Raw genomic sequence first — 14548 nt, 5'->3', positions numbered from 1 at the left:
TGAATAGCCTGGCGCTCAGCTTCCCGGCTTGAGCGCGACCAGCGTGGCACGCAGCGGTGCCGGGTGGCCTTCGATGGTTTTGCTCGGATCGCCAGGCTGCAGAAAGTCCGGCAACGACTGAAAACGCATCCAGTCGGTGCTGCGCTGCTCTTCCACGCTGGTGCGGTTCAGGTCGACACAGCGAATATCGTTGAATCCCGCGCGGGCTAGAAAGCGTTCCAGCATGGCTACCGACGGGAGAAACCACACATTACGCATCTGCGCATATCTGTCTTCCGGCAGCAGGCATTGCTGCTCATCACCCTCAATCACCAGGGTTTCCAATACCAGTTCGCCGCCGGGACGCAGGCACGCCTTGAGCTGCAGCAGATGGTCTATCGGTGCGCGCCTGTGGTAGAGCACTCCCATAGAGAACACTGTATCGAAGGCGTTGCTGGGTTCCGGGAGAGCTTCAAGGGTGAAGGGCAGTTGCCATACCGGTGCGTTGGGCAGATAGCGTTTGACCGCTTCGAACTGATGGAGGAATAGCAGGTTGGGGTCAACCCCAATGACCATGCTGGCTCCGTCCTGCCACATGCGCCACATGTAGTAGCCGTTGCCGCAGCCTATATCCAACACCCGCCGGCCGCGCAAATCGATATGCGGGGATACTCGCTGCCATTTCCAGTCGGAATGCCATTCAGTGTCGATATGTACGCCAAATAGGTCAAAGGGACCTTTGCGCCAGGGCTGCAGGCCCCGCAAACCGTCTTCAAGTGTGGTTTGTGACTGAGCATCCAGCGGCTGTTTGCTGCGCAGACGCACGCCGTCCGCCAGGTCTGCGTCGACCTGAACGAGGGGTGGCAGTTGGTTCAGACTGGCTTGCCAGCGCTCAAGGTCGCCGTGCTGCAGGCTGTCGAAACGTTGCTGAAGGCCTTCGCTGATGGGTTGGCGCCATTTGGCTAGCGGGCCGTCGGCCAGAGAGTCGAGAAAAGCGGTGTAATCAATCACGTGTGGGCAATCATCGAGCAGAAGTTGAGACATTGGAACCAGATATGACTGTGGCTGAAGCCCGCTTGCTGCAGCCGTTGCTGATGCTGTTCCTGCGTGTCGGGCAGCATGACGTTTTCGATGGCGCTGCGCTTCTGGGCAATCTCCAAGTCGCTGTAGCCGTTGGCGCGTTTGAATGCGTAGTGCAATTGCTCAAGGCTATGCTGAGTATTGCTATCGGCGAAATTCAGCTTCTCGGAGAGAATGAGCACGCCACCAGGTTTCAACGCCTGGCGTATGCGGGTGAGCAACGCTAGGCGTTCCTCCGGTTTGACGAACTGCAGGGTAAAATTGAGCACCACTACAGAGCAGGGCTGCAGCGGATAGCTGATGATGTCACCTACCACTACCTGCGCTGGCGGCGCCTCTTCCAGCATTGCGTCTTGTGCGCTCAGATACTCTTTGCAGCGTTCAACCATCGCCGCTGCATTGTCTATAGCGACGATGCGGCACCCTTCGCTGTTAAGGTGGCGGCGCATGGATTGAGTCGCAGCGCCAAGCGAGCAGCCAAGGTCATAGATCAGCGATTGTGGTTGCGCATACTGCGCTGTTATCAGGCCGATGCTCTCGATGATGGTCGGATAACCCGGAACAGAACGCTTGATCATGTCGGGAAACACGCGCGCGACCTGCTCGTCAAACGCAAAGTCTGCGACCTTGCTGAAGGGCGTTGCGAAGAGATTGTCTACGTCAGTCATGCGCGAGATCCAAAGACGAAAGCCAGCCCGCTATTCTAACCCAACTCGGCAACCTTGACAGGAGCAGCATCTGATTGCTTGACTGACGTAAGTATGACGTGATGGCTGTGCGAGTCAAAATTATGACTTTGATCTATCATGTTGGTATTTAATCGCGTATTTTTTGGCATAAGGCTGTGGCAGGGTTATTTTTTTGAAGTACGTGGTGGCATAATGATCCCAGTCAGATTGCCTTGCAGTCAGCAGGTTGGCAGCACCGGCAGTCAAAAAAATCAAGCAACGGATAGCAGAGTTTCACGCGTGCAAGGCGCAGTTGAAACTCACATGCAAATGAGGAAAGGGTATGGCTGTTAAGCGCCAAATAGTCATGGGAGCAGCTTCGTTGGCTTCTCTCTACGTCGGAGTCACCAATGCGCTGGGGCTGGGCGAGATGCAGCTGGACTCTGCGCTTAACCAACCATTGAGTGCAGTTATCGTACTGCAGGGCGCGGAAGGCCTCTCTCCAGACGACGTTCTGGTGTCGCTGGCCGATACGGAGGCCTTTGACGAGGCAGGTATAGAGCGACCCTTTTTCCTTACCGATCTGCGCTTCAAACCAGTGATGCAAGGCAACAAGCTGGCCATCAAGGTGGATTCCAGCCAGCCGGTGCGTGAACCCTACCTCAATTTTCTGGTGGAGTTGCGTCGCCCCAATGGCCGACTACTGCGTGAATACACTCTGCTACTCGATCCGCCGCTGTATGGCAATAACGCGCCTGCCCCAGTGCAGAGCATGGCCCAGTCAGCGCCGCCGGCTCGCGTTCAATCGGCAGACCGCGCGCCTGCACCAATTGCCGCTCCCGAGGCGCAGCCGCTCCCTTCACTGCAGCCCCAAGCCGGTGCTAAGCAATACACTACCGTCTCGGGTGATACCTTATGGGACATCGCACAACGTACACGTCCGGCAGAAAGTGCCAGCATCCCTGATACCATGGCGGCTATCCATGCCTTGAATACCACGGCTTTTGTGAACGGCGACCGAAACCGCCTGAAGCTGGGTCAGACGCTGACGCTGCCAACCGCTGACCAGCTGGGCGTCGCGGCCAGTGAGCCGGTAGCTGCGCAAAGCTCGCCGGAAAATGTACCCACATCCGGACCCGCCAGCAGTAGCGAGTCGTTACCCAGTGAAAGTACGCAGACGCCGTTGACCGAGTCCGAGTTGGCAGAGATCACTGCGGCCGAAGCGGCAGATGACGCCGCTGCTGGCGCAGCTGGTAGCTCGCAGGCGACGGATGCTAGCCAAGAGCAGCAGGCGCGCCTGCGTATCGAAGAGGGCGAAGCCACGGCGGCACAGGCAAATGCCGCCGAGCTACTCGGTCGATTGACTGAGCTTGAAGGACGTTTCAATGCCTTGCTCAGTGAACTGGATGACCGTGATCGCCAGATAGCCAGTCTTCAGGCCGAGCTTGAGGTGTTGCGTGCAGCGCAGGACGCGGAAAGCGAAGCAGCAATCGCCAGTGCTGCAGCAGGCACAGTGGGTTCAGGCGCGGGTGGCGTGAATGCCTCTGCCTCGGGTAGCGATGACCCTGCGGCGGGCGCAATTTCAGCAGAGGTGCTGCCGCCAGAGGCGACGCAACAGCAAGAGTCCTCCTCCTGGTTCAGCTGGTGGTCACTTGTCGTTGCCGGTTTGGCTTTTCTGTTTGGCTGGCTGATTTCCAAATTGCGTTCTACCGGCAAGGCCACTGAGCGTGGAATTGTGCCATCAGAGCCAGTCATTGGCGCCGCTGGTATGGCTTCGCCGCGCGAGCAGAGCAGCGCGCGGGTAGTCGAAAACACAGGCGCTGCAGAAGCTCCACCGGCAGATCCTCTGGATGATCTGGATGGCGTAGAGCTTTACATCACCTACGGCCGCTTTCCCGAAGCACGGACCATGCTGGACAAGGCGATCGCGGAAGAGCCTGATCGCCTGGAACTGCGTTATAAGCAGGCGCGCGTAATGGGTGAGCTGGGTGATGCCGAGGGTTTCGCGGAGCAGGCCGCCGCCATTGATTCACTGGGCGGTGACATGGCCCGTGTTGATCAGCTCAAGGCGCGCTTCCCGCAACTGGAAACAGGTGTAACGAGTGCCGCGGCGCTGGACACCGTTGAGGATGTGATGGCGAACGACGAAGACCTTGCCGAGTCTCGCCTTAACCTCAATGATTTTACTCTGGATCCCGATTGGGATCTGATCGAAGGTCTCACGCCAGCACCGGCACGCAAGACAGTGGAGAAGCAAGAGGCTGAATCTGAGCAAGACGATGACTTCGAGAGCAGTTTGCACGAGTTCCCGGAGATCGAAGAGCTAGATGAAGATCATCGTTTCAGCGTGACCTCTGGGGATGATCGGCGCAATCGTGACGATTGATATCCAGTGCTGTTCTTGCTTTACAGGCAATAAAAAGGGCGACTGAAAAGTCGCCCTTTTTATTGCCTGTCTCCCGGTTAGTCGAACAGTTGCTTGGCGACGTCGCGGAAATGCCGGGCAAAGTGGATTTGCATTCCGTCCTTGAGATAATCCGGCAATTCATCGTAATCGCCGCGGTTTGCTTCCGGCAGTACCAGCTCGTGTATTTGTTGCCTACGCGCGGCGATGACTTTTTCGCGTATGCCGCCAACAGGTAGTACGTGACCGGTAAGCGTAATTTCACCCGTCATCGCCAGGCCGGCACTTGGTGCCTGTTGACGGGCCAGCGAGAGCAAGGCGCTGGCAATAGTCACGCCAGCAGAGGGGCCGTCCTTGGGGGTTGCGCCAGCGGGGACGTGCAGATGCACATAGGCGTCATCAAAGAAGCTTTTGTCGGCCTGATAGGTCTTGAGGTTTGCGCACAGGTAGCTGTAGGCGATCTCGGCCGACTCTTTCATCACGTCACCCAGTTGACCGGTCAGTTTGAAGCCGCGGTTGAGAGTGTGAATGCGTGTGGCCTCAACGGGCAGCGTCGCGCCGCCCATGGAGGTCCACGCCAGCCCGGTAATGATCCCAATACCTTTCAAGCGTTTTTCGGTCTTGAAGGCGGGCGCGCCAAGCAGGGTTTGCAGGTGCTCAGGCTTGATACTGAGTTTTTTCTCGGGTGTTTCCAGCAGCTGCATCAGGGATTTACGCACCAGCTTGGCCAGTTGCTTGTCTAGGTTACGCACCCCGGCTTCGCGTGCGTAGCCATCGATCACCTGACGTAGCGCCTTGTCGGTAATGCGCAGCTGGCTTTTGCGTAGTCCTGCTCGCTCAAGCTGCCTTGGCCAGAGATGGTGCTTGGCGATGGCGAGTTTCTCTTCAGCGATATAACCGGAGAGGCGAATGACGTCCATACGGTCGAGTAGGGCAGCGGGAATGCTGTCCAGGGTATTGGCTGTGCACACGAACAGCACCTTGGATAGATCCAGGCGCAGATCTAGATAATGATCAAGAAATTGATTGTTCTGCTCGGGGTCCAGCGTCTCCAGCAAGGCCGAAGCCGGATCGCCTTGATGACTGCTGCCGAGCTTGTCGATTTCGTCCAGCATGATGACCGGGTTCATCACGCCGACATCCTTCAGCGCCTGCACGAACTTGCCGGGCATGGCACCGATGTAGGTGCGCCGGTGGCCCTTGATCTCAGCTTCATCACGCATGCCGCCGACGCTGAAACGGTAGAAGGGACGCCCGAGGCTTTCGGCGATGGAGTGGCCGATGCTGGTTTTGCCGACGCCAGGTGGGCCGACCAGGAGGATGATGGAACCTGACACACTGCCCTTGAAGGCGCCCACGGCAAGAAATTCCAGAATCCGCTGTTTTACGTCGTCCAGACCATCGTGGTCGCGATCGAGCACCTTTCGCGCGTGCGGGATGTCCAGTTTGTCGGTGTGGGTTATGCCCCAGGGCATTGCCGTCGCCCAGTCTAGATAGTTACGTGTGACGGCATATTCGGGTGAGCCCGTTTCCAGTACCGAAAGCTTGTTCAGTTCCTCGTCGATTTTCTTCTGCGCCGCTTCGGGCACCTGCTTGCCCTCCAGACGCTCGCGGAATTGTTCTATATCCGCCGTGCGGTCGTCCTTGGACAGCCCAAGTTCTTTCTGGATGACCTTGAGCTGTTCCTTCAGGAAGAAGGTGCGCTGATGCTCACTGATGCTGCGGTTGACCTCGGCGCTGATCTCACCCTGTAGGCGAGCAACGTCGATTTCCTTCTTCAGCAGCACCAGCACTTTTTCCATTCGCCGCAGAATTGGCACCGTGTTGAGCACGTCCTGTAACTCGCTGGCTTTGGCAGAGGTGAGTGCTGCTGCAAAGTCGGACAGCGGGGAGGGTTGGTTGGGGCTGAAACGGTTCAGGTAGTTTTTCAGCTCTTCGCTGTACAGCGGGTTGAGCGGCAGCAGTTCCTTGATCGCGTTGATCAAGGCCATGGCGTAGGCGCGTACCTCATCGCGCTCATCATCCGCGGTATCTGGATATTCGACCTCGACCAGATACGGCGGTTTGCGACTCAGCCACTGGGTGATGCGTACCCGCGTTAGCCCTTGGGCAATGAACTGGATCTTGCCGTCCTCGCGCACCGCGTGACGAATGCGCACCGCACAGCCGGTAGCCGGTAGTTGGTCCGCCGACAGTTCACCATCGGCTTTGGGTGGGTGCTCGAGATAGAACAGTGAAAGCGCCTTGTGCTCGGTATTGGCGACCAGGTCGATAGTCTTTGACCAGGGCTCTTCGTTGACTACAACCGGCATGACCTGCGCCGGGAAAAAGGGGCGATTGTTGATGGGTAACAGGTAAAGCCTGTCGGGCAAGCGCTGGTTGGGCAGCGCCAGGCCGGTGCTGGTCGGCTCGGCCTGGTCGCGTTCGATATAGTCTGGAGCTGCTGAATCCTGATCGGTCATGGGTCTACCTTGCGGCTGCAAAAGGGCGTTGTCTCACTTGCTTTAGAAGTGGAGACGGCAACGACGTTTTTCAATGGCAGGTAATTTTATGGGGATTGTGGCAAGATCGGCTGATGATCAAAACACGTATCCTCGATCTGCCGAGCCAATCCGCAACGCATTCCCATCCCGAACATCAATTGGTGGTCGGGCTGCAGGGCTGCGCGGATTTCGAAGTGATGGGGCAGGGCGGTGCGGTGAGCCGCCTGCACGCGTGTCTGGTGCCCGGTGGTGAGGCACACGCATTTTCCGGACGTGGCCACAATCACATGTTGATCATGGATCTGCCGGTCGAGGCGTCGGGTCTGGCGGGATATGAGGACGACAGTTTAACCGAACTGTTTGATCGCCCCCGCTTTGTCCATCTCGACCATCAGCTGCAGGGGTTACTCGATTTTGCCGATCACAGCCTCAGCCAGACGCATAGCTCGCCTGGGCTGAACTGGCATTTGGGTGGTGTGCTGTTGCATGCGTTGCATGAACGTCTGGTGCGGCCTGTCCACGAACGACCGCGCGCGTTGGACGCGGCGGACTTGCAGCGGATCGACGCTTACATTCTCCAGCACCTTGAGCAAAGCGTGAGTGTGGCAGCCTTGGCGGCCTTGGTCTGCGTCAGCCCCAGCCACTTTCACACGTTGTTTCGCGCGGCGAGTGGGAAAACGCCCCATCAACATGTGCTAGAGATGCGGCTCCGAGAGGTTAGCCGCTTGCTACGCGACACTACGCTTCCCGTGGCCCATTTGGCCAGTCGCTGTGGCTTTTCCAGTCAGAGTGCGCTCAACCACGCCATGCGCCGTCAACTGGGTCTCACTCCGCGCCAGCTGCGTCTCGGCCGCCTGCACTAATCTCGATATTTCGCAGTTTTTTGCAAAAAAAACATAGTTTCCAACAATATTTTCCTCCAGCCAGCTTCTAGAGTCGCTTATGGCCTGCATCTACGTGCGCGTGGATCGGTCGACAGGTGTCAATAACAACGGGTGATTCGTTCAATTGCCGACCATGGTCTAGGGTTAGGTAATAGGCGAACTCATTCAACTGTTGCTGGCGTGGCTGCCAGTAGCAGGCGATTCCAGGAGCGTGCCAGGATGTTTAAAGCGAGTGCGGTTTTGCAGGGCGACTTCATGGGCAGTGATCCGGAAGGCTTTCTGCTGAAAGTGAGTGAAAACTATTCGGTAGATGAGTCAGCTTATCTGCAGGAGCTGCTGGAGCTTGCGCGCCCGCGCGACCTCGATGCGCTCACGCAGCAGGCCAAGCAGCTGATTCTGGATGTGCGCAAGCGCGACAACGCCGTCGACAGCATTGATGCGTTGCTGCAACAGTACAGTCTGGATACTCAGGAAGGCATCATGTTGATGTGCCTGGCAGAAGCGCTGTTGCGCGTGCCGGATGCTGATACTGCCGATGCATTGATTCGCGATAAGCTGAACGCCGCCCAGTGGGACAAGCATGTGGGTCAGAGCGAACACACGCTGGTCAATGCTGCGGCCTGGGGTCTGGTAATGACCGGTAAGGTCGTGAATCTCGACAAGCGACACGATGGTACTCCAGGTACAGTGCTGGGACGCCTGGTCAAAAATAGCGGTGAGCCGGTCATTCGCGCCGCAATGATGCAAGCTATGAAGATCATGGGCCGCCAGTTTGTACTCGGCCGCACCATCAAGGAAGCACTGAAGAACGGCAAGCCACAGCGCGACCAAGGCTACACCTACTCTTTCGATATGCTCGGCGAGGCAGCCCTGACACACGCTGACGCGACCAAGTATCTGAAAGACTACAGCGATGCCATCGCTGCCTTGGTGGATGATAAGTACAAGGGCACCAGCCCGAAACCGACCATCTCTATCAAGCTCTCCGCGCTGCATCCCCACTATGAAACCGCCCGCGAAGAGCAGGTGCTCGCGGAGTTAAGCGATACGGTTCTGCAACTCGTGCGTCAGGCACGCAAGGGCGATGTGGGCATCACCATCGATGCGGAAGAGGCTGATCGCCTGGAGCTGTCGCTCAAACTCTTCAAAAAGGTTTATCAGCACCCCGAGGTCAAGGGCTGGGGCAACTTCGGACTGGTGGTGCAGGCCTATTCCAAGCGTGCACTACCGGTATTGTGCTGGCTGACAGTGCTGGCCAAACAGCAGGGCGACTGCATTCCGGTGCGGCTGGTGAAAGGCGCTTACTGGGACTCCGAGATCAAATGGTGTCAGCAGGGCGGCACTGAGGGGTATCCGGTATTTACCCGCAAGGAAGCCACCGATGTGTCCTATCTAGCCTGCGCTCGCTTCTTGTTGAGCCCGCTTACCAGGGGACTGATCTACCCGCAATTCGCTACCCACAATGCTCATACCGTCACATGTATCCTGGCGATGGCCCAAGGCGAAACGTTCGAGTTCCAGCGCCTGCATGGCATGGGTGACGCGCTCTACGACACCGTGATTGAAAAAGCTGGCTGCCCGGTGCGTATCTACGCGCCAGTTGGTGCACACAAGGATCTGCTGCCTTATCTGGTGCGCCGCCTGCTGGAAAATGGTGCCAACTCCTCCTTTGTGCACAAGCTGGTCGACTCGCGGGTGCCGGTGGAAGGCTTGATCGAGCATCCGGTGACCAGTCTGCGGCGGCACGCTTCGCTAGCCAATCCGCGGATTCCTCTGCCGCCGGCCATTTATGGCGGAGAGCGTCGTAATTCCCGTGGTATCAATATGAATATTCTGGATCAGTGGTTGCCACTGCAGGCCGAACTCAACAACTGGTGGGGTAGCCGATGGAGCGCTGCGCCATTGGTGGGCGGTAAGCGGCTGACAGGTGAGGTACGAAAGGTTATGTGCCCGTACCAGCTGTCGCATCAGGTTGGCGAGGTGGTATGGGCCAGCGCAGAGCAAACGCGTGATGCCATTGATCAACTGAGCGCCGCTTTCGTCGGCTGGAACGCAACCGCGGTAGATACCCGAGCGGCCATTCTGGAGCGCACGGCTGACAAGCTCGAAGAGCATATGCCGGAACTGATGGCTCTGTGTACCCGCGAGGCAGGCAAAAGTCTGCAGGATGGCATTGATGAGGTGCGCGAAGCGGTAGACTTCTGCCGCTACTACGCGCTGCAGGCGCGTCAGCGTTTCGCCACCATTACTCTGCCGGGGCCGACCGGTGAGAGCAATGAAATCTACCTGCAGGGCCGCGGAGTATTCGCGTGTATCAGTCCGTGGAACTTTCCTTTGGCCATCTTTCTTGGCCAGGTGTCGGCCGCTCTGGTGTGCGGCAACACGGTTGTTGCGAAGCCGGCAGAGCAGACCAGTCTGGTAGCCATGCGCTGTGTCGAGTTGATGCACGAGGCAGGTCTGCCCAAGGAGGTGCTGGCGCTGCTACCGGGCGACGGCGCGCAGGTGGGTAGTGTGGTGACCTCAGACCCTCGCATTGCTGGAGTGGCGTTTACCGGTTCCACGCAAACGGCGCATATTATCAATCGCGCACTTGCAGCACGCGATGGAGCCATTGCGCCGATGATTGCCGAAACGGGCGGTCAAAACGCAATGATCGTTGACTCTACTGCGTTGCCGGAGCAGGTCATCAAAGACGTGTTGCACTCCGCGTTTCAGAGCGCTGGTCAACGGTGTTCCGCGTTACGAGTGCTGTTCGTGCAGGAGGATATCGCTGAGCGCGTGCTGGAGCTGCTGAAAGGGGCGATGGCCGAATTGAATATTGGCAACCCCGGTTACCGCTCGACGGATGTGGGTCCCGTCATTGACGCCGAGGCGCGTGCTGGATTGCAGCAGCACATCGACAGCATGAAAGCTGCGGGCCGGCTGATTGCTGAAACGCCGTTGCCAGAAGGGCTTGATGGTTACTTCGTTTCACCGGTAGCCTTCCGTCTGGAAAGCATCAGTGAACTTGAGAAGGAACAGTTTGGGCCGGTGTTGCACGTGGTGACTTGGCGCAACAAGGATCTGGACAAAATTATTGACGACATTAACGCGACCGGATTCGGCCTTACACTCGGTATTCACAGCCGCAACGAAGACACCGCTGAGCATATCGATGCGCGCGTACGCATTGGCAATGTCTACGTCAATCGCAACCAGATTGGTGCTGTGGTCGGCGTTCAGCCGTTTGGTGGTCAGGGTTTGTCGGGTACCGGGCCAAAGGCAGGCGGGCCGCACTATCTGCTGCGCTTTGTCACTGAGCGCACGCGGACGATCAACACGACAGCGGTGGGTGGCAACGCCAGCCTGCTGTCGTTGGGGGACGGCGAGCCATAACGGCTCGCTGGTAGGTGCTACACCAACAGGGAAGCCAATTCAGCAGGGATAGTTAATGCTGGGAACGTTCAGCAACCAAGAGAGAGAAGAATAATGGACGGTAATACCGCAATCGTGACGGCCACTTTCGTGGTCTACATCGGGGTCATGCTCGCCCTGGGCTATATTGCCTACAAGCGCACTACCAATCTGTCGGATTACATTCTCGGCGGGCGTTCGTTAGGGCCGGGTACCGCTGCGCTGTCAGCGGGCGCGTCAGACATGAGCGGCTGGCTGCTTCTGGGCCTGCCCGGCTACGCATTGACTGCCGGTTATGAGGCGATCTGGATTGCCGCAGGCCTGTTGGTAGGCACCTGGCTTAACTGGTTGATTGTTGCACGTCGTCTGCGCGTGTACTCACATACCGCCAGTGACTCACTTACGCTGCCGGCTTACTTTGAAAACCGCTTTGAAGATAACAGCCGTCTGCTCCGGGTAATTTCGGCTATCTTCATTCTGTTGTTCTTCCTGTTCTACACCAGCTCAGGCTTGGTAGCGGCAGGCAAGCTATTCGAAAGCACCTTCGGTTTCGATTACAGCATCGCCGTGATTGTGGGCACGCTGGCAATCATTTCCTACACTTTCTTCGGCGGCTTTCTTGCGGTGTCCTGGACCGATGTGATTCAAGGCTTGTTGATGGCCGCGGCGCTGGTTCTGATTCCCATTATGGCGTTAACCACAATGGGAGGTTGGGAGTCGGTTCATGGTGCCATGGAAGCCCGTAATCCCGAACTGCTGAATATCTGGACCGACGTCGAAGGGGCGCCGCTCGGCTTTGTGGCCATTATCTCGCTGTTGGGCTGGGGGCTTGGTTACTTTGGACAGCCACACGTGCTGGCACGCTTCAAAGCAATCGAGAGCGATGCTGCCATGCCAACGGCACGACGCATTGCGGTTATCTGGTCTGGCGTATGCCTGCTGGCCGCGCTGGTTATCGGTTGGATCGGTATCGGTTATTTTGGAGAGGAAGGTCTTGCGGACGCGGAAACCGTGTTCTTGGCCCTGGTGCAGGCGCTGATGCATCCTTTGGTGGCTGGTATTCTGCTGGCAGCGGTCCTGGCCGCTATCATGTCGACGGCTGATTCCCAGTTGCTGGTGTCGTCGTCTGCCTTGGCGGAAGACTTCTACAAGGCGCTGTTCCGTCGTGATGCAACTCAGCAGGAACTGGTCTGGGTTGGTCGCTTTGCGGTAATTGCAATTGCCGCGCTGGCGCTGATGTTTGCCTTCAACCCTGAAAGCACGGTGCTGGGTCTAGTGTCCTATGCGTGGGCCGGTTTTGGTGCTGCATTTGGTCCTGCCATGATCCTGTCACTGTTCTGGCGCCGGATGAACCGCAACGGCGCGCTGGCAGGTATTGTGGTCGGTGGCATTACCGTGGTGATCTGGAAACAGCTGGGTATCTGGGGATTGTACGAAATTATTCCCGGTTTCATTCTGGCAACCATCGCGATCATTGTTGTTTCGCTGCTGACCGCGCCGCCGTCTGCGAGTATTGAAGCGCAATTTGACGATGTAAACTCACGCTTCTGATCCCGGCTGCACAAAAAAACCGAACCCGGCAACGGGTTCGGTTTTTCTTTGACTGCGGCTAGGTCAGGCCGTTGGGGCGGAAGGCACTACCGTGAGCACAAAGGCGTACTCTTCCGCTAGTTCACGCATCGCTTGATAGCGCCCGCTGGCTCCACCGTGGCCGGCGCTCATCTGCGTACGCAGTAGCAAGGGGTTCTCATTGCTGCGCATATGACGCAGTTTGGCAACCCACTTGGCCGCCTCCCAGTACTGGACCCGCACATCGTGGTAACCGGCGGTAACCCATAGCGCAGGGTAGGGCTGCTGGGTGACGTTTTCATAAGGCGCGTAGCGCTTGATAAGCTCCGCCACTGCAGGCTCGTTTGGATTCCCCCATTCCTCGTACTCGCCCACAGTCAAAGGCAGGTCAGGGTTGTTCATGGTGTTCCAAACATCGACAAAGGGCACATCGGCCACCGCTGCGGCAAAAAGCTCCGGCCGCTGATTGACTACGTTACCTATCAGTAGCCCTCCGGCACTGCCACCCGCGATTACCAGCAGTTGCGGTCGGGTAACCTTCTCGCGGATCAGCTCCTCGGCACAGGCGATAAAGTCGGTAAAGCTATTTTCCTTGTGCTCCAGCTTGCCCTGTTGATACCAGTGCTCGCCCATATCTGCGCCTCCACGAACGTGTGCTATGGCGAAGCGCCAGCCGCGCTGCAATAGCGACAGGCGTGCGTGGGAAAACCAGGGGTCCATGGAGGCGCCATAGGAGCCGTAACCATATAAGTACAGCGGTGCAGGCCCTTGCGTCTCGCGGTGACCGATGAGGCTGATTGGCACGCGCGTACCGTCAGCGGCGGTGGCCCAGCGGCGCTCGACCAGATAATCCTCGGCGTTGAACTCGCCCTCTACCGGCGTCTGCTTGAGTACCTGCTGTTCACCATTAACGAGCGTCAATGCCCTTATCTCAGCGGGGCGGTTGAGTGACTCGTAGCGCAATCGGATTTGCGGGCTGCTGTACTCCTCGCCGCTTTGCACGCCCAGGCTGTACACGGCATCGGGCATGCTCAGGGTGTAGGGCGGCGCAGCAACCGGGCGGACCTCCAATTCGGTCAAAGCCTGGTTACGATACTGCAACACCAAGGCGGTACTCTGCAGGCTGACTTCTTCCAGCGTACGCTCGGCATCCGGTGCGGTAATCAGCTCCCAGTTACTGATTCCCGGCAGCTCAGGTACGCAGCGGTACAGACCGAACGTCTCTCCAAGTCGGTTGCTGCGAATCATGAAGCCCTCGGTTCCATGATCGGCATCGTATTCGTGTCCGCTCTCTCGGTCAGCGAGGCAGCGGGGCACTGCTTCGGGTTCCGCGGCGGACAGAAAGTGCACTTCGCTGGTGTTCTTGCTGGTACTGCTGATACAGATAAACTGATCTGAACTACTGCGGTACACACCCAGATAGAAACGCTGGTCGGGCTCATGAAAGACCTGCGCCGGCGCTACCCCGGATTGCAGTCGCCACAGGGTAGCAGGGCGCGATGTCTCATCCATGCTGACGGCAAACAAGGTTTTGCTGTCCAGTGCCCAACACAGGCTGCCGTCTGCCTCATCAAGTGCCAGCTCTTCAGTGCTCAGGTCGGTGAGTGAGCGCTGAAACAGTCTATAGGTCTCGTTGCCTTGGGTATCGAGACTATAAGCAAGCCAGTTGTGATCCGGGCTGACGCTGAAGTCGCCCAGTTGAAGGAATTCGTGCTCTGTGGCCAGTTGGTTCAGGTCCAGCAGCAATTGCTCGCTCGACTCGTCGATGGCGAGGCTTGGCGGCGTCGGCCGTTGGCAGCGGTAAAAGCGCGGGTACTCTGCGCCAGCTTCTGTGCGTTGGTAATAGAGCCAAGGCCCACGAGGGCTGGGCAGGCCCAGATCGGTCTCGCGAATACGGCCACGTATTTCTTCGAACAATTGTTGCTTTAAAGCCCGTTGGGGCTCGAGCCAGAGGTCGGTGTATGTGTTTTCTTCGTGCAGGTAGGCAAGCACATCCGCCGCGTCGCGCTGCTCTAGCCAGGCGTAAGGATCGGCACCGTTCTGGCGGCGGGCTATAGGCTGGTTGTGATCAGGACGCATGGGCAAAAA

The 14548-nt window shown here is 57.9% G+C and carries 8 protein-coding genes; 4 read left to right on the top strand and 4 right to left on the bottom strand.

The genetic code is table 11. The features are described 5' to 3' along the window. Positions 1-15 precede the first annotated feature (15 nt). Both cmoB and cmoA read right to left on the bottom strand, forming a co-directional pair. The gene (gene cmoB / locus V7747_RS12030; RefSeq protein WP_442909247.1) at positions 16-990 is read right to left on the bottom strand and encodes a tRNA 5-methoxyuridine(34)/uridine 5-oxyacetic acid(34) synthase CmoB; all 975 of its coding nucleotides are present in this window, start codon (positions 988-990) and stop codon (positions 16-18) included. Then, positions 987-1727, bottom strand: a complete 741-nt coding sequence (cmoA, locus tag V7747_RS12025; protein ID WP_335616263.1) for a carboxy-S-adenosyl-L-methionine synthase CmoA — start codon at positions 1725-1727, stop codon at positions 987-989. Before cmoA ends, cmoB begins: the two co-directional genes overlap by 4 nt. Before the next feature lie 343 nt (positions 1728-2070). On the opposite strand from cmoA, the gene V7747_RS12020 reads away from it, so the two are divergent. Continuing rightward, on the top strand, positions 2071-4113 hold the full coding sequence (locus V7747_RS12020) for a type IV pilus assembly protein FimV (protein ID WP_335616262.1): 2043 nt from the start codon (positions 2071-2073) through the stop codon (positions 4111-4113). Positions 4114-4190: 77 nt separating this feature from the next. Here V7747_RS12020 and lon read toward each other — a convergent pair whose 3' ends face one another. Further along, positions 4191-6593, bottom strand: a complete 2403-nt coding sequence (gene lon / locus V7747_RS12015; RefSeq protein WP_335616261.1) for an endopeptidase La — start codon at positions 6591-6593, stop codon at positions 4191-4193. Between the two features lie 113 nt (positions 6594-6706). Here lon and V7747_RS12010 point away from each other — a divergent pair, with 113 nt between their 5' ends. From V7747_RS12010 to putP, 3 genes are all read left to right on the top strand, one after another. Further along, positions 6707-7477: an AraC family transcriptional regulator gene (locus tag V7747_RS12010; protein ID WP_335616260.1), complete on the top strand. Its 771-nt coding sequence runs from the start codon at positions 6707-6709 to the stop codon at positions 7475-7477. A gap of 240 nt (positions 7478-7717) precedes the next feature. Further along, the gene (putA, locus tag V7747_RS12005; protein WP_335616259.1) at positions 7718-10873 is read left to right on the top strand and encodes a bifunctional proline dehydrogenase/L-glutamate gamma-semialdehyde dehydrogenase PutA; all 3156 of its coding nucleotides are present in this window, start codon (positions 7718-7720) and stop codon (positions 10871-10873) included. Between the two features lie 93 nt (positions 10874-10966). After that, a complete protein-coding gene (gene putP, locus V7747_RS12000) occupies positions 10967-12442 on the top strand; it encodes a sodium/proline symporter PutP (RefSeq protein ID WP_335616258.1) in 1476 nt (491 codons plus the stop codon). 63 nt (positions 12443-12505) lie between these two features. Here putP and V7747_RS11995 read toward each other — a convergent pair whose 3' ends face one another. After that, positions 12506-14539, bottom strand: a complete 2034-nt coding sequence (locus V7747_RS11995; RefSeq protein WP_335616257.1) for a S9 family peptidase — start codon at positions 14537-14539, stop codon at positions 12506-12508. Between the last annotated feature and the right edge of the window lie 9 nt (positions 14540-14548).

The sequence above is a fragment of the Halopseudomonas sp. genome (assembly GCF_036960865.1).
GTDB lineage: Bacteria > Pseudomonadota > Gammaproteobacteria > Pseudomonadales > Pseudomonadaceae > Halopseudomonas.
Note: the sequence above shows the minus strand (reverse complement) of the source record. Positions and strands in the feature narration are given on the sequence as shown.

What these genes read in the sequence shown, in the direction of transcription:
- lon (WP_335616261.1), bottom strand. Translation starts at nt 6,593, where the DNA reads ATGACCGATCAGGATTCAGCAGCTCCAGACTATATCGAACGCGACCAG.
- putP (WP_335616258.1), top strand. Translation starts at nt 10,967, where the DNA reads ATGGACGGTAATACCGCAATCGTGACGGCCACTTTCGTGGTCTACATC.
- putA (WP_335616259.1), top strand. Translation starts at nt 7,718, where the DNA reads ATGTTTAAAGCGAGTGCGGTTTTGCAGGGCGACTTCATGGGCAGTGAT.
- V7747_RS11995 (WP_335616257.1), bottom strand. Translation starts at nt 14,539, where the DNA reads ATGCGTCCTGATCACAACCAGCCTATAGCCCGCCGCCAGAACGGTGCC.
- V7747_RS12020 (WP_335616262.1), top strand. Translation starts at nt 2,071, where the DNA reads ATGGCTGTTAAGCGCCAAATAGTCATGGGAGCAGCTTCGTTGGCTTCT.
- cmoA (WP_335616263.1), bottom strand. Translation starts at nt 1,727, where the DNA reads ATGACTGACGTAGACAATCTCTTCGCAACGCCCTTCAGCAAGGTCGCA.
- V7747_RS12010 (WP_335616260.1), top strand. Translation starts at nt 6,707, where the DNA reads ATGATCAAAACACGTATCCTCGATCTGCCGAGCCAATCCGCAACGCAT.